This window comes from Promicromonospora sp. Populi, assembly GCF_041081105.1.
Lineage (GTDB): Bacteria > Actinomycetota > Actinomycetes > Actinomycetales > Cellulomonadaceae > Promicromonospora.
Genome location: NZ_CP163528.1, coordinates 4,076,664 through 4,094,393, shown reverse-complemented (window position 1 = coordinate 4,094,393; position 17,730 = coordinate 4,076,664). Strand labels below are relative to the sequence as shown.

Sequence of the window (17,730 nt, the reverse complement as noted above, 5' to 3'; positions counted from 1 at the left end):
CATGAGCACCCACACCACACCCAGCGGCTCGCGCCGCCTGGTCCTGGGCGGCGCCGTCTCCGTCGCCCTGATCAGCACTGTGTCCGCCTACCTCGCGATGGTCGGGTTCGGCGTCGACGTCCTGGGCATGGACCCCGTCACCGCGTACACCACGGCTGGCGTGTTCGAGCTCTCGCTCGTCACGGTCGCGCTGCTGGCGCGTGAGGCGGCCCGGGACAACCGGCCCGGCGGGACGCTGCTCGCCCTGACCTGGATCCTCTCGTCCGCCTCCGGGGTGTTCGCCGCGATCCACGAGGTCTACATGGGCCACCCGGCCGGCGCGGTCGCGTTCCGGTTCATCGTGCCCCTGCTGGCCGCCCTGATGTGGCACCTCGCCCTGATCGGTGACCGCCACCTCGCGTCCGGTGCGTCCTGGTCCGGGATGCGGCAGTCCATGCGGATGCACGCACTGTTCCTGACCACCGAGGACGCTGTCCGGGCACACGCCGCCGACGACGGCACCCCCGCCGCCCGACGCGCCATCGCCAAGGCCGAGGCCCGGCGCCGTCAGGCCCGTGCCGTCGCGCTCAAGTCGGTACCGCCCGCCCAGATGCGGACCCGGACCGTCGAGTGGCTGGACTCGCTGGGCGCCGTCGCGGACGCCGTGACCGACGTCGCCCGCCTGCACGTCGAGGCCAACAACCGCGTCGCCGGGTTCGTGTCCGCCCCGGCCGTGTCCGGGCCGGACTACACCGACCGCGCCGCCGAGTCTGTCCGGGCAGAGCTGGCGGACATGGCCGGACTGTCCGCCACCCCGGCGGCCGGACAGGACACGCCTCGTGTCCGGGCTGCTGTCCGCCCGGCGCCGCGTCGCTCTGTCCGCCCGGCGCGACCGTCCGACGACGACCGCGCCGCCCGGCAGGAAGTTGTGTCCGACCTGCTGACCAGCAACCCGGACGCGACCACCCGCCACGCCCTGTCCGCCCTGTCCGAGGCCGGACACCACGTGACCGACCGGACCGCGCGCCGCCTGCTGTCCGAGGCGCGCGGCACAGACAACACCCCGGACACCATCCCGGACCCGATCCCGGACTGGACCCCGGACACGGCCACGATGCTCGCCGTGGTCAAGGCGTGACATGTCGCCCATCTTCCAACGCGCCGCCCGCGAGTGGGCCGCGATGCGGTACGAGTACGGCGACTACCTGGAAGCCCACATCGCCTCCGCCTACGACGCCACCAACAGTGTCCTGCTCAACCCGCGCGGCCGAGCCGCCGGAGTCAGTGAGGAGCGTCTGTTCCTCGCCGGAGGAGCGTTCGCCGCCGCGTACGCCTCGGAGGAGCTGCGCGAGTTCTGGGCCGCCCGGCCCCGGCTGACCGTCGAGGCATTCGAGACCGCGTGGGCCGAACGGCTCTACGCCACCGACAGGGAGGAACTGCCCGAGCACTGGCACACCGCCGCCTGACCCGCACCACACCTCGTCACCCGCAGGAGGAACCGTGAACCGCAACGACAACCTCAGCCCGACCGAGTACGCCGACCTGGTCCGCGACGCCCGCGAGCTGATCGCCGCCGTCGAGCGCGCCATCCGCCGCACAGGAGCCGTGTTCGTCGTGACGATGGCCCTCACCGTCGCCGCCACGGCCCTCGGGCTGGAGCTGGTCGCCTCACTCGCCGCGGTGGTCGCCGTGACCGCGTTCACCGCCGCACTGGTCTCGCTCATGGTCCGGATCGCCATTGGGCCGATGCCCGCCGAGGTAGCCACCACCACCCCCGCCGCACTGGTCGAGCACCCGGCGAACGGTAGCGGAGGCCCCGCTACCGGTAGCGGCCCCGCTACCGCCGGAAATGGCGTGATTCCAACGAAGTAGCGGGGTAGCGCCACCCCTGGGCGCACCCCGAAACCCCCACCTCACGCACTGCTGAGGCCACGGCGGGCCGCTACCGCTACCCGCCGTGCCCCTACCCCCTCCATGCCAAAAACAGGCCGCTGAACAGGAAGGACGACTCCATGACCACCACCACAGCCGCACCGACCGCCACCGGTCGCACCTACGACCCGCAGTTCATTGCGGGGTGGTTGGACGGCTACGAGACCGGCGAGCACGTCGGGACCACGCTCGGCACCCGGGACGCCTGGAAGGAGGGCTACGACGCCGGGCACGCCGACGGGATCGAGGCCGCTCGCCGTCAGCTCGACGTCGAGGCCGAGGCCGCCGCAGACGCACACTCGGCGCGGGTCCGCGCCGACCTGGCACAGAACCGGCTTCCGTACGACGAGCTGTGCAACCGCCGCGCCGCGAACGACGACGAACGCGCCCGCGAGGCCAAGAGCGCCGCTGTCCAGCGCGGCCTTGCCGAGGGCGCCGCCGTCGAGCGTGCTCGCGCAGCACGGCAACGGCAGATCTTGCGGCAGAACGGCGCCTGGCCGATGCACACCGCGATCGGGCACGTGTACCCAGCGAACTGGCCCGAGTCCGAGCGGCACTGCGCCCACGCCGTCGCCGTCGTCGTCGCCACGGGCTCACCCGACCGGCCCACGGCACCCGCCATCAGTGCCACCCCTGCCGCCGCTTGACCGAGGGAGACACCGCCATGAGGAACACCACCCGCCACCACCTGACCATTCGGCCGGCACGACCCGCACGCCACGTCGAGGAGTTCGTTCTCGACGTGCACCGCACCCACACGAGCTGGTGCTACTGGCCCGCCCAGCACGGACAGCGCCGCCGCTACGAGCTCTCCGAGGCCCAGGCCGGGACCTACCCCGTGCGCGTCGAGACCAGCCCCGTGGGCGACCTGCTCGCGGTCGTGGACCTGGACACGTTCGTCATGCGCCGCATCACCTGGCGGTGGATCTTCCCGAAGGTCGAGCGGCTCTACGCCCGCACGGTGTCCGACGTCGCGTGGCTCACCGACGAGGTGATCGACGGGGCCGCCGCGATGACCGACGACGATGGCACGCCGCTTGCCACGTGGCGTCGCCTCGACACCGAGGGAGCCCGCTCATGACCCGCTCGTTGAGCACGGCTGCGAGGCACTGCGGCGCGAACAACGGCCCGCACGACTGCCTCGAACCGCCAGAGCACGTGGGCGACCACGTGTGCGCCGGATGCCACGACGTGTGGAACCGAGGCCCGTGGGACGACGACCCCGACGACCTCGACCCCTGGGACGGCACCACCTGCCTGGACGACCTGAACACCGAGCTGGACAACGACGAGGAGGCCGACCGATGAGCACCCTGACCACGTTCCGCAGGCCGCGCGTGCTGGACCTGTTCTGCTGCCAGGGCGGCGCCGGTACCGGCTACCACCGCGCCGGGTACGACTCCTACGGCATCGACCTCGTGGCCCAGCCGCGCTACCCGTTCCCGTTCCTGCGCATGGACGCCCTGACCGCGCTCCAGCTGCTGCTGGCCGGGCACCGGCTGCCGTTCACGCACCCTGACGGCACCGTCGAGCTGCTGGGCCTGGCGGACTTCGACGCGATCCACGCGTCCCCGCCGTGCCAGGGGTACACGCGCGGCAACGCGGGCAAGGTCACCGCCTGGCCCAAGCTCATCCCCGACGTGCGCGCTCTCGTGATCCTGACCGGTCTGCCGTACGTGATCGAGAACGTCAAGGACGCCGGTCCTGAGATGGTCGAGCCGGTCGCACTGTGCGGCTGCATGTTCGACCTGCGGACGATCGACACCGATGGCGTGACCATCCACCTGCAGCGGCAGCGCCTGTTCGAGACCAACACCCCGCTCACCGCGCCGCGACCGTGCGACCACTCCGCTCACCAGTGGGTCGCCGGGGCGTACGGCGGAGCGCGGCGCGACAAGTACGAGGCCAAGTTCGTCCGCCACGGCGGGTACGTGCCCCGGGACAAGGCCGTGGTGAAGCGGCTGCTCGGGATCGAGCACGACATGACGTGGAAGGGCCTGTTCGAGTCGATTCCGCCCGCGTTCACCGAGCACGTCGGCACCCAGATCCTCGCGGTTCGCACCTACGCCGAGGCGGTGGCCTGATGACCGCCACGACCACCGACCTGCACACCACCGAGTCCGGTGACCTGGACCCCGAGTCAGTGTTCTGGGAAGCCCGCCCCGAGCTCGCCGCCGTGCGGCAGTACGCCCGCGCCGCGATGGCCTCACCCTGGGCCGTCCTGGGCTGCACCCTCGCCCGCGTCGCGCTGTCGGTGCCGCCCGTCGTCGTCCTGCCGCCCCTGGGCAACGACGCCTCCGCCGTCGCCTCCCTCAACCTGTTCGTGGGCCTTGTCGCGCCGTCCGGCGTCGGCAAGGGAGTCGCCACCCGCGCCGCCGAGGGAGTCCTCAGCATCCCGCCCGGCGGTGGCCGCCTGATCGTGGAACGTCCCCTCGGGTCTGGTGAGGGCATGGCACACGTGTTCACCGACACCGACGACGACGGCGAGGACACCCCCGCCGTGCACTCCGTGTGGTTCGACGTGCCCGAGGTAGACACCCTTACCGCGCTCGTCGGCCGCAAGGCATCCACCCTGGCGTCCGAGGTCCGCAAGATGTTCACCGGGGAGGGCCTGGGCTTCCAGAACGCCGACGCCACCCGCCGCAAGATCGTCCCCGCCCACTCCTACCGGGCCGCGCTCGTCGCCGGAGTACAGCCCCGCAAGGCCGGGCCGCTACTCGACGACGCCGCCGGGGGTACGCCCCAGCGGTTCCTGTGGATGCCCGCCACAGATCCCGGCGCACCCGACGAGCTGCCGCCAGCCCCCGAACCGCTGACCTGGACCAGCCCGGTTCTGTGCACCGAGCCACGCCGCGTGCACCTGAACGTGGCCGGTTCGATCAAGGCCCGACTCCAAGCCGAACGCCGCGCCCGGCTGCGCGAGGAGCTGACCGACGACAACGGACAGCAGTCCCTCGTGCGGCTCAAGGTCGCCGCACTGCTCGCGCTGCTGGCCCGACGCACCGACGTCACCGAGAGTGACTGGAGCCTGGCCGACTACGTCATGAGCGTCTCCGACCACACACGCAACCGGATGCGGGAAGCCCTGCGCGCCGACGCCGCCCACGCCGTCCGCGAGCGGGCCGAGGCCCGGGCCGCGTTCGACGAGCACCAGGACGACGCCGTCGTCCGCCGCACCGCAGAGAAGATCCTGACCCGGCTCACCACCGACCCCGTCCCATCGAGCACTGTCCGGTCGGCACTGGGCAAGAACCTGCGCGACTACTTCGAGGCCGCCGCTGACGCGCTCATCGCCCGGGGCCTCGTCGAGCGGGCTGACGACGTGTACCGGGGGCAGCCCCGAACGATGCTCCGGCTGCGCCAGTGACCCGCAGCCCTGGCATCTGCCAGGGCTGCCAGGGCTGCAAATGCCAGGCATGAAACAGCAGGTCAACCGCCCTTTTCATGCCTGGCACGTCAGCCCTGGCAAATGCCAGGGCTGACCCGCTCGGACCACCACCCGCCGTACCCCGCGAACCGCCCGGAAGGAGACGTGTCATGGCAACCTCCACCCCGCCTGTCTATGTCGAGACCGTACCTACGATCACCGCCATACCTCTCGCCGAGGAACTCCTGACGACCGATGAAGTCGCCGCCTGGCTCAAGGTCGCTCCCTCGACAGTCTGCCGCTGGCGCATGAAGGGCAAGGGTCCGCGCGTCCACTGGCTCTCGTCCTCACTCCCCCGCTACGACCGTAAAGACGTGACGGCCTGGCTCAAGCAGGTGGCAGCATGAGCGTCGTCAAGCACGGCAAGAGGTGGCGCGCGAAGCTCAAGGACGGCCGGGTCGATATCGGTTCTCAGATCTTCGACACGAAGACCGAGGCGCAGAGCTGGTTGCGTCGAGAGAAGGCAGTCCTTGCGGGCGGAGTCGATCCCCGGGCGGGCAAGGAACGCCTGCGGTTGGTGCTTGACCGATGGCTGGCCGTCCGCCGGATCACCGTTGCGCAGAAGACCTATGCGGCGGACGAGGCCCTGACGCGCCTGATGCCCGCGAGTATGCAGAACGTACACCTGTCGGCAGTTGGGGATCGTGAGGTCGCGCGTTCCTTCGAGAAGCTGCTGGCCGATGGCCTGGTGGAGTCATCGGTCGTGCGGTACCGGGCGAGCCTGTCGGCGTTCTTCGCCTGGTGCGTGCGCGAGAAGCTGATCGCGGTGAACCCCGTCACCGCCGTCAAGGTGCCGAAAGGCTCCAATGAGGTGGACGAGATGGACCCGTTCACCGAGGCGCAGTTGGAGACCGCTTATCTCGCGTGGTCCGCCAAAGACAAGCGGCTAGCGGACATCATGCTCGTCAAAGGCTGGACAGGCTTGCGCTGGGGCGAGCTGCGTGCGATGCAGGTCGCCAATGTCATGGAGGTTCCCACGCCCGGCCTCATGGTCCGCCGCAATCAGCCCGAGGGTGTTCCGGTGAAGGCGACCAAGGGCCGCAGTATGCGCCGTGTGCCGCTGGCGAATCGTGTCCTGCCGATCGTGCTCGACCTCGCTCATGGCAAGGCGCCGCACGAGCTCCTGTTCACAACGTCAAGCGGAGCGCAGCTCTGGCGAACGGCCACGCTGCGTACGCTCGACTGGGAGAAGACCGGACAGAGCCGTCGCCTGCACGACTTGCGGCACACCGCCGCGTGCCTCTGGCTCGCACGGCGTGTCGACCCCGGAACGGTGCAGGCATGGTGCGGTCACGAGTCCATCGCCACGACGAACCGGTACCTGCACTTCCTCGGGACAGGCGCCGACGTCGCAGGCTTGGACCGCCTGAACGACGACCTGTAAGGCGCAATGGCTCCCTTCATGGCTCCCCTTTTGAGCCCCGGGGGGGCACCAGGGGGGCACGCCCCGCCGGGAACGACTACTGAGGTAAGCAGAAATCCCCGCTTGACCAGAGCGTATGCCCTGGTCAAGCGGGGATTCCTTGGTTGAGCCGCCTGTGAGAATCGAACTCACGACCTTCTCATTACGAGTGAGACGCTCTACCGACTGAGCTAAGGCGGCGCACACACCACGACCCGGCAGAACCGGATGGGCGAGCGGGCATCACTGTACCCAATGGACGGCCCAGGTTCCAAAGCGAAACCGTGTGACGTCCTCGACCGCCCGGATCCGGGTGATCAGCAGGCCGGCAGGTCAGCAGGTGAGGCCGTCCTCCGGGACGGTGCCCTCCACCAGGTAGGCCTCCACGGCGCCGCTGATGCAGGTGTTCGACCGGCCGTATGCCGTGTGGCCTTCGCCCTCGTACGTGACCAGGACCGCCGACGACAGAGTCTCCGCGAGCGACTCGGCCCAGCGGTACGGGGTCGCCGGGTCGTTGGTCGTGCCGATGACGACGATCGGCGGCGCGCCCTCTGCCGCGGGGTCGAACTCCTGCTCCGCCGGCGGGTAGGGCCAGTCCGTGCACTCGACGCCGGAGTACCCGAACGACTCGCCGAGCGTGGGCGCCGCCGCCTCGATCTCGGCTGCCAGCTCCTGCATCGTCGCCATGTCCTCCACCGCGCGGGAGTCAGCGCAGTTGATCGCGCGGAACGCCTCCTCGCTGTTGGACCGGAACGTGCCGTCGTCGTTGCGGTCGTTGTAGACGTCCGCGAGGTAGAGCAGGTCGTCGCCGGTGCCCTCCTGGAGGACCTCCGTCAGCGCCTGCGTCAGGAACGACCAGGAGGCCTCGTCGTACATCGTCACGGCCACGCCGTAGAAGGCGAGCTTCTTCGTCACCACGCGCCCGGACGACGTCGGGATCGGGTTGGGCTCCGCGTCCTCGACCAGGGCCTGGATCTGCTGCAGGCCAGTGGTGACGTCACCGCTGAGCGGACAGTCGGCGCCCGCCTGGCAGTCCGTCACGTAGGCGCGCAGAGCGCTCTCGAAGCCCTCGGCCTGCTGCAGCGCCACCTCGTCCGACTCCAGCGTGGGATCGAGCGCGCCATCGAGGACCAGGCGCCCCGACCGGCCCGGGAACAGACCGGCGTAGACGGCGCCGAGCTGGGTGCCGTAGGAGTAACCGAGGTAGTTGAGCTCGTCGTCGCCGAGCGCGGCCCGGAGCATGTCCATGTCGCGCGCGGCAGATTGCGTGTCCACGTTCCCCAGCAGCGGGCCGGTGTTCGCGGCACAGGCCTCGCCCCAGGCCCGGACCGCGTCCTCCCGGTCGGCGATGCCCGCCGGGGTGTACGGGTAGTCGGTGCTGAGGAACTCGTCCTTGCCCGCGTCGTCGTAACAGGTCACCGGCGTCGACTGCCCGACCCCGCGGGGGTCGAAGCCCACGATGTCGAACGACGAGCGCAGCGCCTGCCCGAACCGCGCCGGATCGCCCACGAAGTCGACTCCCGAACCGCCCGGCCCGCCCGGGTTGACCAGCAGCGACCCCACCTGCTGCCCCGTAGCGGGGATGCGCCTGAGCGCGATCTCGATGCTGCCCGCCCCGGCGTCGTGCCAGGAGAGGGGGGCCGAGGCGGTGGCGCACTGGAAGCCCTCACCGCACTCGGTCCACTCCAGCGACTGGCCGTAATAGTCCTCGAACCCCTCCGGGGCGCCCTCCGTCGCCGAGCCGTCCGACTGACCCACGTCCTCCAGCGCCGTCTGCACCTTGGGAGGCGCACCACAGGCGGCGAGGAGGAGGACGGTGGTAAGCAGCGTGGCGACGACGGCCGCAGGCTGACGACGGCGGGCGGGGCGAATCACCCGGACAACCTACCGGTAGTGCTCGGTAGATTTCTTACCCCTTGGGGAACCGTCACGCGACCCTCACGAGTCGAGCCACGCGACCGGACCGGGCTCGCCCTCGGCCTCTCGGGGCAGCAGCTCGACCTGGCCCAGGTCGCCCAGCACGACCGGGATCGGGGCACCGGTGTCGGACTCCGCGGGCGCCTCGACGACAGTGGTGGTAGGCACGAAGTCCATGGTGCAGATGCCGTTGCTCGGCTCCTCGAACTGCACGGTCAGCACGCCGTTCTCGGCGGCGACGCGTCCGTTCCCATCACCCGAGCCCAGGGTCGCCTCGGGCTCAGCGAACGTCGGGCACGAGCTGGATCCGTTGGTCACGACGTACAGCAGACCGTCCACGGGCGCCCAGGCGACCCCGACGCTCGACTCCGTGCTGCCCTCGACGCCCGGCGGTAGACCACGCCCGGAGCTGCCTGCGGCGACCTCCATGTCCGCGGCGTCCGGCAGCCTGCCGTCCTCTCCTGCGCTGTCCGTCGGGCTGGGGCTGGGGCTGTTCGTGTCGCTCTCCTCGGGGGTCGGGGACGTGGTGGACGACGAGTCCGCAGCGGACCCTCCGGTCCCGCCGACGTCCGACTGCGCGCATCCCGACAGCGCGAGCGCCGCCGTCAAGCCGAGGCCCAGGGCTGTCGCTGTCGCACGCCCCAAGTTCCGCGTGGTCACACCGGTCCGGTCCATCCGCCTGATCGTCATACCCAGATCCTTCCACTCGCCTGACCTCAGCGCAGGGCAGCAGGATTGCGCCCCGCTACCCCAGTCCATGTGGCGAGTGGGTGATTTCTTGCAGTCCGTCCGGAGATCGGCAGTTCAGACGCGGGCCGTCGAGAAGCGCAGCTTCTCCGGCGTCGCGTCCGCGGCGGTCTTGCGCAGGAAGGCCCGGCGGTGCACCGAGAAGGCGTTGCGGTCGTCGAAGAAGTCGCGCGCCATCTCGGCCAGCTCGATGGTCTGGTAGTACGACAGCGGGCGGTCCGTCGCCCGGCGCTCCGCTCGCGCGGCGAGCATCCAGCCGAGCGTGGCGGGCTCCTCGTAACCCTGAGCGGCCGAGGACAGCCAGGTGGTGAACTCGCCCCACTCCCGCGGCCCGACGGCGCTGATCAGCCCGATGCGGGCCGCCTCCGCCACCGAGATCGGCAGCTTGCGGTTCAGGAGCAGCGACGCGCGGTGGTCCCCCACCCGTGCCGGCACGCTCCACGAGTGCAGCTCGGAGCCGTAGATCCCCATGTCGTAGTAGGGGTTCAGGACGACGCCCTCACGTGCGAGCGTCACGTCCGCGCAGAGCCCGGCCATGACACCGCCCGCGCCCGCGTTCGCCGTGAACGCGGCCACCGTGAGCTGCTCCGCGGTCGCGATGGCGAGGCAGAGCTCGTCGATGGCGCAGATGTTGTCCCAGGCCTCGGCAGCCGGGTCAGGCGACGCGTCGACAGTGCCCAGGTGGATGCCGTTGGAGAACGCGTGCTCGGTGCCCTTGATGACGAGCACCCGCGTGTCCTCCGTGAGGGCCTTCTCGACGGCGCTGGTCAGGCGGCGGCACTGTTCGGTGTACATCGCACCGCTGTACGAGCGGATCGTCAGGTACCCGACGGCGCCGTCCCGCACGTAGGTCGTCTCCGCCAGAGCGTCCGGGATGCGGCGGAACGGGGCGTTGCTCGCGTCGATCACCTGGGCGGCCGGCAGCTTGGCGCCGCGGCGGCCGCTCAGCTCGGCGGCATAGCCGACCCAGAGCGTGCCGACGCCGCAGGCGATCGCCACGGCGTCGAGGTTGCGGCCCACCACGGTGCCAGGCACCGCGCCGGTGTGCTCCGGCGACGCCACGGCGTCGAACACGCAGATGGATCGACCGTTCACCCCAGCGGGAGCGCCGGGGGCGCCGTCGGCCGCCGCGACGAGCCGTTCCAGCTCGGTCGCGGGGCGGCTCCAGTCGATGCGGAAGTCCTCGCGGCGCAGGAGGGGCAGCTCGCCGTCGACGGGCACGATGCGCAGGCAGGCCTCGGCCGGGATGGGCCGCTCGCCGTCGGCCACCTTGCGGACCACCTCGCCGATGCAGGCCATCGCCGCGTCCGCGACCCGGCTGTTGTAGAGGGCGCTCTTGGCGATCGGCTGGTCGGGCATGTCGAACACGGCCGTTGCCCACACCGGGCCGGCGTCCAGCTCCTCGACCGCCGACAGGGCCGTGACGCCCCACCGGTCGCGGCCGTCGCGGATCGCGTGGTCGAGCGAGGACGGCCCGCGGTCGCCCACCGGGCCCGGGTGCACGATGACGGTCGGCCAGCGGTTGTAGATCGTGTCGGGCACGCGGTGCTTGAGGAACGGAGCCAGGATCAGGTCCGGGTCCGCGCGCTCAACGGCTCTGGTCATCGCGGCGCCCGACTCGAAGGTCGGGGCCAGCTCGACACCGACATCGTGCCCCTGTTCCCGCAGGGAACACCAAGCCCGCTGGGTGAGACCGTTGAAGGCAGAAACCAGCAGGAGGATCCTCATCGGGCGGTGGACTCCTTGTCGCACGGAAAAGCTCTGGGGGCGCCCCGCACTCTAGCCAGGGACGGCAATCGGGACAATGTGCCTCAGTGGTTCAACGTCACCCGTGCGAAATCTTCACAGGCGCGGGACCATATCGGCCGGCGGTCACCCTTGCGGGCGCAGTGCTATCGCCATCGCCTCCAACGCGAGCAGGGGCGCGACGTTGCCGTCCAGCCTTGTCCGGGCCACCCCGATCGAGTCCATCCGGCGCACCGTCTGCTCCGGGGTGGAGTCGGCGGCGAGCGAGCGCACCGTCTCGGCGAGCTCCGCGTTCACCAGGTCGACCTCCGCCCCCAGCTGCACCACGAGCACGTCCCGGTACAGGGAGAGCAGGTCGACCATCGCGCGGTCGAGCACGTCGCGCTGATGCCGGGTGGCACGTCGCTTCTGGTCGTCTTCCAGCTGCTTGAGCTGCGAACGCAGCCGCGGCGGCAGCGTCTCGCCGTCGGCCACCCCCAGGCCCCGCAGCAGCTCGGCCTTCTCGGCCGCGTCCCGTTCCTGCGTGGCCGAGACCGCCTCCGCCTTCGCGACGTCAACGAGCTCGCCCGCGGCCAGCACCGCGTCGCCCACCCCGCGGATACGCCGGGCGATGCTCAGCACGGCGGTGCGCCGCTCGCGCGCCCCGGCGTCGCGCGCCAGCCGCTTCGCCAGGCCGACGTGGCTCTGGGCCGCGCGGGCCGCGCTCAGCGCCACGGCCGGGTCGGCCCCGTCGCGGCGGACCAGCAGGTCGGCGACGGCCTGCGGTGGCGGGACCCGCAGCACCACGGCGCGACAACGGGACCGGATGGTCGGCAGCACGTCCTGGGCCGACGGCGCGCACAGCACCCACACGGTGTGCGGCGGCGGCTCCTCGATGGTCTTCAGCAGCACGTTGGTGGTGCGCTCCGCCATGCGATCGGCGTCCTCGATCACGATGACGCGCCACCGGCCGCCCGACGGCGACCGCGACGCCGTCATGATCAGGTCGCGCACCTCGTCGATGGCGATGACCACCTTCTCGGTGGCCAGCAGCGTCACGTCCGGGTGGGTGCCCGCCATGGTTGTGGTGCACGCCTGGCACACACCGCAGCCGCCCTGCGGGCACTGGAGCGCGGCCGCGAAGGCCCGCGCGGCCACCGACCGGCCCGATCCGGGCGGTCCCGTCACGAGCCACGCATGCGTCATCGCTGCCGGGTTGGCCACGGCATTCTGGAGTGCGGCGACGGCGGACTCCTGCCCGACGACGTCGTCCCACACCGTCATGAGGGGTCCTCGCCGACGGCGGCGCGCCCGCCCGCCTCGACATAACCGCCGGTCTCGGCGAAGCCGCCCGCCTCGGCGAGCTCCCCGGCCTCGACGACGACCGGCGTGAGGCCGAGCCGGGCCGCGACGTCCACCCGGATCTGCCCCTGGATGTCGTCGACCGGAGCGGAGGCGTCGAGGAGCACCCAGCGCTCCGGGTCCGCCGCGGCGCGCTGGAGGAACGTGTCCCGGACCCGGGTGTGGAACTCCAGGCCCGCGCGTTCCAGGCGGTCCAGCTCACCCTTGCCCTCGGCCGCTGCACGGCGGGCCGCGGCGGCTTCCGGATCGAGGTCCAGCAGGATCGTCACGTCCGTCCGCAGGCCCTTGGTGGCCCACAGCGAGAGGTGCTCCACCTCGGCGTCGGACAGGTCCCTGCCACCCGCCTGGTAGGCGATCGACGAGTCGAGATAGCGGTCGGTGATCACCACCGCGCCGCGCTCCAGCGCGGGCCGCACCACGGTCTCCACATGGTGGGCGCGGTCCGCCGCATAGATCAGCGCCTCGGCCCGCGGGCCCATGTCCTGGCCGTGCATGACCGCCGCCCGCAGCTCCTTGCCCAGCGCGGTGCCCCCGGGCTCGAGCGTGAGCACGACCTCACGGCCGGTCAGGTCGGCCAGCCAGCCGCCGAGGAGGCGGAGCTGCGTCGACTTGCCGACCCCCTCGCCGCCCTCGAAAGAGATGAAGTAGCCCGGTGCGTTCACGCCGCAACCCTAACCGCGCCCACCGACATCGACCGGCTGGACCGAAGCCTCAGTCCCCCGTGTACAGGCGTGCCAGGTCGATCAGCTCGACGTCGTCGCGCGTCCGGGCCGTCGCGTCGAGCTCCTTGGTGAATCCGGTGCGCGAGAAGAGGAGCAGCCGTACCTGGTCAGCCCGCTTCTCGGATGGCAACAGGTCGCGCAGGTGCGCCAAGCGGGTGAGCTCGCCGTCACCGACAAGCTTCTCGGTGGCCTTGACCTCGCCGATCGCGAGCACCCGGGCCTTCTCGCCGGGAAGGTCCTCGATGGCGACGACGTCGATCTCGTGACCAGCCCGGTGCTCACGACATGCGACCACCGCGGAATCCACCTTGTTCGCGATCCCGCCCAGCGACTCGGCGACCGCATGGGTCAGGGTCCACTCCCGCGCCAGGTCTTCAAGGTGTGGACCGTAGATCTTGCTCGCCACGGTGTCCGCGACATCCGACCACACACGAGCCCCGCCGTGCGCTGCGAGGGTCGCTTCACGTGGCTGGATCACGAGGTGGTGGAACCGGATGACGGGCTCGCTGATCCGGAACACCGGACGGCGCGCGCGGAGGGCGTCCTCAGTGCGTGCGAGGAGCTGGAGCTCGGTCAGCACGGCGAGCGGATGACCCAGCGCAGTGTCCGGTCGGCCCAGGATGCCGGCGATCTCGCTGCGCTTGGCCGCACCGTTCGCCACAGCCCCGAGGACCGAGAAATACAGACCGAGGTCGGTCAGCCCAGGCTGCTCGTAGAGCAGCACGTTGCCCTCGCGGAAGAGGGCCGACGCCGGGTCAAGCAGCCCGTCCGCGACCCATTCGTCGAAGTCGGATGACGTCGGGACACCACCGCTCATGTCCTTGTACGCCGGGGTGCCGCCGAGCAGGGCGTTGACGCGGAACGCGAGGTCGGGGTCATCGGTGTTGCTCCAGAAGGCCGCCGCCTCGCGGAAGGAGAACGGAGGGACGACGAGCTCGAGTACTGCCCTACCACGCAGTGGGGCAGTCCCGACGAGGAGCCGTCGCATGGTGGTGAGCGCGCTGCCGCACAGGACAAGGCGTGTCTTGCCTGAGCGGAAGGCGCTCGAAGTCGGGCCTATGCCGATCTGCAGCAGCGACGGCAGCGACGGCTCGGTCTCCATGAGGAACGGGAACTCGTCGAGCACCACCACGGTGGGCTCGTCACGGCGCTCCCCGAGGCGAAGGAGCGCATCGAAGGCTGCCTCCCAGGACGCAAAGCTGACGGGATCGCCGATCCCGAGGAATCGCGCGTACGCGGCCCCAAGCATCCGCAGGTTCTGTGCGCTCGACTGCTGCGCCGCGGTGAACATGAAGCCACCGGTAGAGCTGCTCAGCAGGTCGAGCATGAAGGTCTTGCCCTGGCGACGGCGCCCGTAGACCAGGCCGAGCCGGGCGCCGTCGTCGGGCAGGCCTACGAAGCGGTTCAGGACTCGCCATTCGTGCGCGCGGCCACTCAGGGCGGCGGGCTTGCGGGTGGTGCTCACGCGCCCTCCATCTATTGCAACTCCAGTTACTATAACTGGAGTTGCAATAGATGCCCGCTACTTGGCGGTCGATGCCTTCTTCGCCGGAGCCTTCTTGGCCGGGGCCTTCTTCGCCGCCGGCTTCTTGGCCGTCGTCGTCCGGGTGGTGCGCTTCTTCGCCGGGCCCTGGGCGCGCTTCTCCGCGAGCAGCTCAATCGCTCGCTCCGCGGTGATCGACTCCGGCGTGACGTCGCGCGGCAGGGTGCGGTTGGTCTCGCCGTCGGTCACGTACGCGCCGAACCGGCCGTCCTTGACCTGGATCGGCTTACCGCTGTTCGGGTCGTCCCCGAGCTCGCGCAGCGGCGGCGTCGCGGTACGTCCGCGGCCCCGCTTGGGCTGCTTGTAGATCTCCACGGCCTCGTCCAGGGTGACCGTGAACATGGCCTCCTCGGACGGCAGGGTGCGCGAGTCCGTGCCCTTCTTCAGGTACGGGCCGTAGCGACCGTTCTGCGCGGTGATCTCCTCCCCGGACTCCGGGTCCACACCCACGACGCGCGGCAGCGACATGAGCTGCAGGGCGTCCTCGAGCGTCACCGAGTCGAGGGCCTGCGTCTTGAGCAGCGACGCCGTCCGCGGCTTGGGCAGGGCGGCCAGCGCCCGCTTCTTCGCGGCGGCGGACAGGTCAGGGTCGAGCTCCGGCTCGGGCATCTGCTCCGTCACGTACGGGCCGTAGCGGCCGTTCTTCGCCACGATCGGGTTCCCCGACTCCGGGTGCTGGCCGAGCACACGGCCGTCGTCGGCCCCGGCCGCGAGCAGCTCGCGGGCCTTGGCGACGGTCAGCTCGTCGGGCGCGACATCGTCCGGCACGGAGGCGCGAGGCGGAGTCTTGCCCTCCTCGACCTCGGCCGCGAGGTCCTCGATGTACGGGCCGTAGCGGCCCACGCGCACCCGGATGCCCTCGCCGATGTCCACGGAGTTGATCGCCGCGGCGTCGATCTCGCCGAGGTTCGCCACGAGCGCGCGGAGACCGCCGCCGTCGCTGTCGACGCCGAGCGGGTCGGACGTGCCGATGTTGCCCGGGGCCTCGCCGAAGTAGAACTCGCGCAGCCAGGCGACCCGGTCCCGCGACCCCGCGGCGATCTGGTCGAGGTCGGCCTCCATCGTGGCCGTGAAGTCGTAGTCGACGAGCCGGTCGAAGTGCTCCTCCAGGAGGCGGATCACCGCGAACGCGAGCCACGTCGGAACCAGTGCCTGGCCACGCGTGATGACATAGCCGCGGTCCTGGATGGTCGAGATCGTCGCGGCGTAGGTGGACGGGCGGCCGATGCCGCGCTCCTCCAGCGCCTTGACGAGGGACGCCTCCGTGTAGCGGGCAGGCGGCGCCGTCGAGTGGCCGTCCGCGGCGAGGTCGGTGCCGACCAGCGCGTCGCCCTCCGACATCGTCGGCAGGCGCGCCTCCTTGGCCGCCGCGCCCTCGCTCTGCTCGGCGTCGGCGTCCGCGCTCTCCTCGTAGGCCGCGAGGAAGCCACGGAACGAGATCACCGTGCCCGACGCCGAGAACACCGCCTCGTTGCCGTCCTGCGCACCGCCCACGACGACGGCCCCGAGCCGGACCGAAGCCGTCGAGCCCTTCGCGTCGGCCATCTGGGAGGCCACCGTGCGCTTCCAGATCAGCTCGTACAGACGGAACTGGTCGCCGCTCAGCTCACTGGCGACCTGCGCCGGGGTACGGAAGGAGTCACCCGCGGGGCGGATCGCCTCGTGCGCCTCCTGGGCGCCCTTCGACTTGGACTGGTACAGGCGGGGAGCGCCCGGCACGTACTCGGGCCCGTACAGCTCGGCGGCCTGCCGGCGCGCGGCGTCCGTCGCCTCCTTTGAGAGGGAAGGGCTGTCGGTACGCATATAGGTGATGTAGCCGTTCTCGTACAGGCCCTGCGCGGTGCGCATCGCCTGGCGCGACGACATCCGCAGCTTGCGGCCCGCCTCCTGCTGCATCGTGGAGGTGGTGAACGGCGCGGCGGGGCGCCGCGTGTAGGGCTTGGTCTCCAGGCTGCGGACGGCGAAGTCGGCAGCCGCCAGCCCGGAGACGACGGCGTTCGCGGTCGCCTCGTCGAGCTGCCGCACGCCGGTGCGGACCTTGAGCCGCCCCCGGTCGTCGAAGTCGCGGCCCGAGGCGACCTTGTCGCCAGCGAGCTGGGTGAGCCGGGCGCGGAAGGAGGGCTGGCCGGAGGCGGCCGCGCCGCCGTCGGGCGCCACTGCGAAGGTGCCCGCCACGTCCCAGTAGTCCGCCGAGACGAACGCCATGCGCTCGCGCTCGCGCTCGACCACGAGCCGGGTCGCCACGGACTGCACCCGGCCGGCGGACAGGCCCTGCCGCACCTTGCGCCACAGCACCGGCGAGACCTCGTAGCCGTACAGGCGGTCGAGGATGCGTCGCGTCTCCTGGGCGTCCACGAGGTCCTGGTCGAGCTCCCGCGTGTTCTCCAGCGCCCGGAGGATCGCGTCCCGGGTGATCTCGTGGAACACCATGCGCTTGACCGGGACCTTGGGCTTGAGCTCCTGGATCAGGTGCCAGGCGATGGCCTCGCCCTCGCGGTCCTCATCGGTGGCGAGGAAGAGCTCGTCGGCTTCCTTGAGCGCTTTCTTGAGCTCGCTGACCTTCTTCTTCTTGTCCGAGTGCACGACGTAGTACGGGTCGAACCCGTTGTCGACGTCCACGGAGAACTTGCCGTACGGACCCTTCTTCATCTCCGCGGGCAGGTCCTTGGGCTGCGGGAGGTCGCGAATATGCCCGACACTGGCTTCGACCTCGTAGTCGTCGCCGAGATAGCTCTGGATCTTGCGAGCCTTGGTGGGCGACTCGACGATCACGAGCTTGCGTGCCTGGGACATGCGGTCCTGCCTGCTTCCTGCGGGGTCTGGGGGAGGGCGCCGAGCGGCGTTGGAGAGTTCACGGTACGCCAGGCGCGACGGATCGCACCCTATCCGGGCGGGCGGCGGGTTGCCCGGTGGTCTCGCATGACCGTGGTGATAATCACTCGTGCCGTGAAAGCCGGGCCGAAAATCGGACAGA

At 70.8% G+C, this 17,730-nt stretch carries 17 protein-coding genes and 1 tRNA gene; 10 read left to right on the top strand and 8 right to left on the bottom strand.

From position 1 onward, the window contains the following. The first annotated feature begins 1 nt into the window (after position 1). The 10 genes from AB1046_RS18520 to AB1046_RS18475 all read left to right on the top strand — a co-directional run bounded on the left by AB1046_RS18520 (position 2) and on the right by AB1046_RS18475 (position 6,722). The gene (locus AB1046_RS18520; protein WP_369370762.1) at positions 2 to 1,117 is read left to right on the top strand and encodes a hypothetical protein; all 1,116 of its coding nucleotides are present in this window, start codon (positions 2 to 4) and stop codon (positions 1,115 to 1,117) included. A gap of 1 nt (position 1,118) precedes the next feature. Continuing rightward, on the top strand, positions 1,119 to 1,445 hold the full coding sequence (locus tag AB1046_RS18515; RefSeq protein ID WP_369370761.1) for a hypothetical protein: 327 nt from the start codon (positions 1,119 to 1,121) through the stop codon (positions 1,443 to 1,445). Positions 1,446 to 1,479: 34 nt separating this feature from the next. Beyond that, positions 1,480 to 1,851, top strand: coding sequence for a hypothetical protein (locus AB1046_RS18510; RefSeq protein ID WP_369370760.1), 372 nt, complete (start codon positions 1,480 to 1,482; stop codon positions 1,849 to 1,851). A 140-nt stretch (positions 1,852 to 1,991) separates the two neighbouring features. Then, the gene (locus AB1046_RS18505) at positions 1,992 to 2,558 is read left to right on the top strand and encodes a hypothetical protein (protein ID WP_369370759.1); all 567 of its coding nucleotides are present in this window, start codon (positions 1,992 to 1,994) and stop codon (positions 2,556 to 2,558) included. A gap of 17 nt (positions 2,559 to 2,575) precedes the next feature. After that, positions 2,576 to 2,992 carry a hypothetical protein gene (locus tag AB1046_RS18500; RefSeq protein ID WP_369370758.1) on the top strand — a complete coding sequence of 139 codons (417 nt, stop codon included), beginning with the start codon at positions 2,576 to 2,578 and terminating at the stop codon, positions 2,990 to 2,992. Further along, complete coding sequence (locus AB1046_RS18495) at positions 2,989 to 3,219, top strand: hypothetical protein (protein WP_369370757.1); 231 nt, start codon at positions 2,989 to 2,991, stop codon at positions 3,217 to 3,219. Before AB1046_RS18500 ends, AB1046_RS18495 begins: the two co-directional genes overlap by 4 nt. Next, positions 3,216 to 3,995 (top strand): hypothetical protein, encoded by a 780-nt coding sequence (locus AB1046_RS18490; RefSeq protein WP_369370756.1) that lies wholly within the window; start codon positions 3,216 to 3,218, stop codon positions 3,993 to 3,995. Before AB1046_RS18495 ends, AB1046_RS18490 begins: the two co-directional genes overlap by 4 nt. After that, on the top strand, positions 3,995 to 5,278 hold the full coding sequence (locus AB1046_RS18485) for a hypothetical protein (protein ID WP_369370755.1): 1,284 nt from the start codon (positions 3,995 to 3,997) through the stop codon (positions 5,276 to 5,278). The genes AB1046_RS18490 and AB1046_RS18485 overlap by 1 nt, the downstream gene beginning before the upstream one ends. Positions 5,279 to 5,448: 170 nt before the next feature. Beyond that, on the top strand, positions 5,449 to 5,685 hold the full coding sequence (locus tag AB1046_RS18480; RefSeq protein WP_369370754.1) for a helix-turn-helix transcriptional regulator: 237 nt from the start codon (positions 5,449 to 5,451) through the stop codon (positions 5,683 to 5,685). Continuing rightward, positions 5,682 to 6,722: a tyrosine-type recombinase/integrase gene (locus AB1046_RS18475; RefSeq protein ID WP_369370753.1), complete on the top strand. Its 1,041-nt coding sequence runs from the start codon at positions 5,682 to 5,684 to the stop codon at positions 6,720 to 6,722. Before AB1046_RS18480 ends, AB1046_RS18475 begins: the two co-directional genes overlap by 4 nt. 146 nt (positions 6,723 to 6,868) lie before the next feature. Here AB1046_RS18475 and AB1046_RS18470 read toward each other — a convergent pair. From AB1046_RS18470 to topA, 8 genes are all read right to left on the bottom strand, one after another. Beyond that, a tRNA-Thr gene (locus AB1046_RS18470) sits at positions 6,869 to 6,941 on the bottom strand. Positions 6,942 to 7,073: 132 nt separating this feature from the next. Then, positions 7,074 to 8,615: an alpha/beta hydrolase gene (locus tag AB1046_RS18465; protein ID WP_369370752.1), complete on the bottom strand. Its 1,542-nt coding sequence runs from the start codon at positions 8,613 to 8,615 to the stop codon at positions 7,074 to 7,076. A gap of 63 nt (positions 8,616 to 8,678) precedes the next feature. Further along, positions 8,679 to 9,347, bottom strand: a complete 669-nt coding sequence (locus AB1046_RS18460; RefSeq protein WP_369370751.1) for a hypothetical protein — start codon at positions 9,345 to 9,347, stop codon at positions 8,679 to 8,681. A 114-nt stretch (positions 9,348 to 9,461) separates the two neighbouring features. Beyond that, a complete protein-coding gene (locus AB1046_RS18455) occupies positions 9,462 to 11,132 on the bottom strand; it encodes an enoyl-CoA hydratase-related protein (RefSeq protein ID WP_369370750.1) in 1,671 nt (556 codons plus the stop codon). 144 nt (positions 11,133 to 11,276) lie between these two features. Then, a complete protein-coding gene (locus AB1046_RS18450) occupies positions 11,277 to 12,413 on the bottom strand; it encodes a DNA polymerase III subunit delta' (protein ID WP_369370749.1) in 1,137 nt (378 codons plus the stop codon). Further along, positions 12,410 to 13,153 carry a dTMP kinase gene (tmk, locus tag AB1046_RS18445; RefSeq protein WP_369370748.1) on the bottom strand — a complete coding sequence of 248 codons (744 nt, stop codon included), beginning with the start codon at positions 13,151 to 13,153 and terminating at the stop codon, positions 12,410 to 12,412. Before tmk ends, AB1046_RS18450 begins: the two co-directional genes overlap by 4 nt. Positions 13,154 to 13,202: 49 nt before the next feature. Then, a complete protein-coding gene (locus AB1046_RS18440; protein WP_369370747.1) occupies positions 13,203 to 14,678 on the bottom strand; it encodes an ATP-binding protein in 1,476 nt (491 codons plus the stop codon). Between the two features lie 57 nt (positions 14,679 to 14,735). Next, on the bottom strand, positions 14,736 to 17,549 hold the full coding sequence (gene topA / locus AB1046_RS18435; protein ID WP_369370746.1) for a type I DNA topoisomerase: 2,814 nt from the start codon (positions 17,547 to 17,549) through the stop codon (positions 14,736 to 14,738). Positions 17,550 to 17,730: the final 181 nt, after the last annotated feature.

Excerpts from the sequence above, each read along its gene's own strand:
- AB1046_RS18520 (WP_369370762.1), top strand. The coding sequence starts at position 2 with ATGAGCACCCACACCACACCCAGCGGCTCGCGCCGCCTGGTCCTGGGC.
- AB1046_RS18515 (WP_369370761.1), top strand. The coding sequence starts at position 1,119 with ATGTCGCCCATCTTCCAACGCGCCGCCCGCGAGTGGGCCGCGATGCGG.
- AB1046_RS18505 (WP_369370759.1), top strand. The coding sequence starts at position 1,992 with ATGACCACCACCACAGCCGCACCGACCGCCACCGGTCGCACCTACGAC.
- AB1046_RS18500 (WP_369370758.1), top strand. The coding sequence starts at position 2,576 with ATGAGGAACACCACCCGCCACCACCTGACCATTCGGCCGGCACGACCC.
- AB1046_RS18495 (WP_369370757.1), top strand. The coding sequence starts at position 2,989 with ATGACCCGCTCGTTGAGCACGGCTGCGAGGCACTGCGGCGCGAACAAC.
- AB1046_RS18490 (WP_369370756.1), top strand. The coding sequence starts at position 3,216 with ATGAGCACCCTGACCACGTTCCGCAGGCCGCGCGTGCTGGACCTGTTC.
- AB1046_RS18485 (WP_369370755.1), top strand. The coding sequence starts at position 3,995 with ATGACCGCCACGACCACCGACCTGCACACCACCGAGTCCGGTGACCTG.
- AB1046_RS18480 (WP_369370754.1), top strand. The coding sequence starts at position 5,449 with ATGGCAACCTCCACCCCGCCTGTCTATGTCGAGACCGTACCTACGATC.
- AB1046_RS18475 (WP_369370753.1), top strand. The coding sequence starts at position 5,682 with ATGAGCGTCGTCAAGCACGGCAAGAGGTGGCGCGCGAAGCTCAAGGAC.
- AB1046_RS18460 (WP_369370751.1), bottom strand. The coding sequence starts at position 9,347 with ATGACGATCAGGCGGATGGACCGGACCGGTGTGACCACGCGGAACTTG.
- AB1046_RS18455 (WP_369370750.1), bottom strand. The coding sequence starts at position 11,132 with ATGAGGATCCTCCTGCTGGTTTCTGCCTTCAACGGTCTCACCCAGCGG.
- AB1046_RS18450 (WP_369370749.1), bottom strand. The coding sequence starts at position 12,413 with ATGACGGTGTGGGACGACGTCGTCGGGCAGGAGTCCGCCGTCGCCGCA.
- topA (WP_369370746.1), bottom strand. The coding sequence starts at position 17,549 with ATGTCCCAGGCACGCAAGCTCGTGATCGTCGAGTCGCCCACCAAGGCT.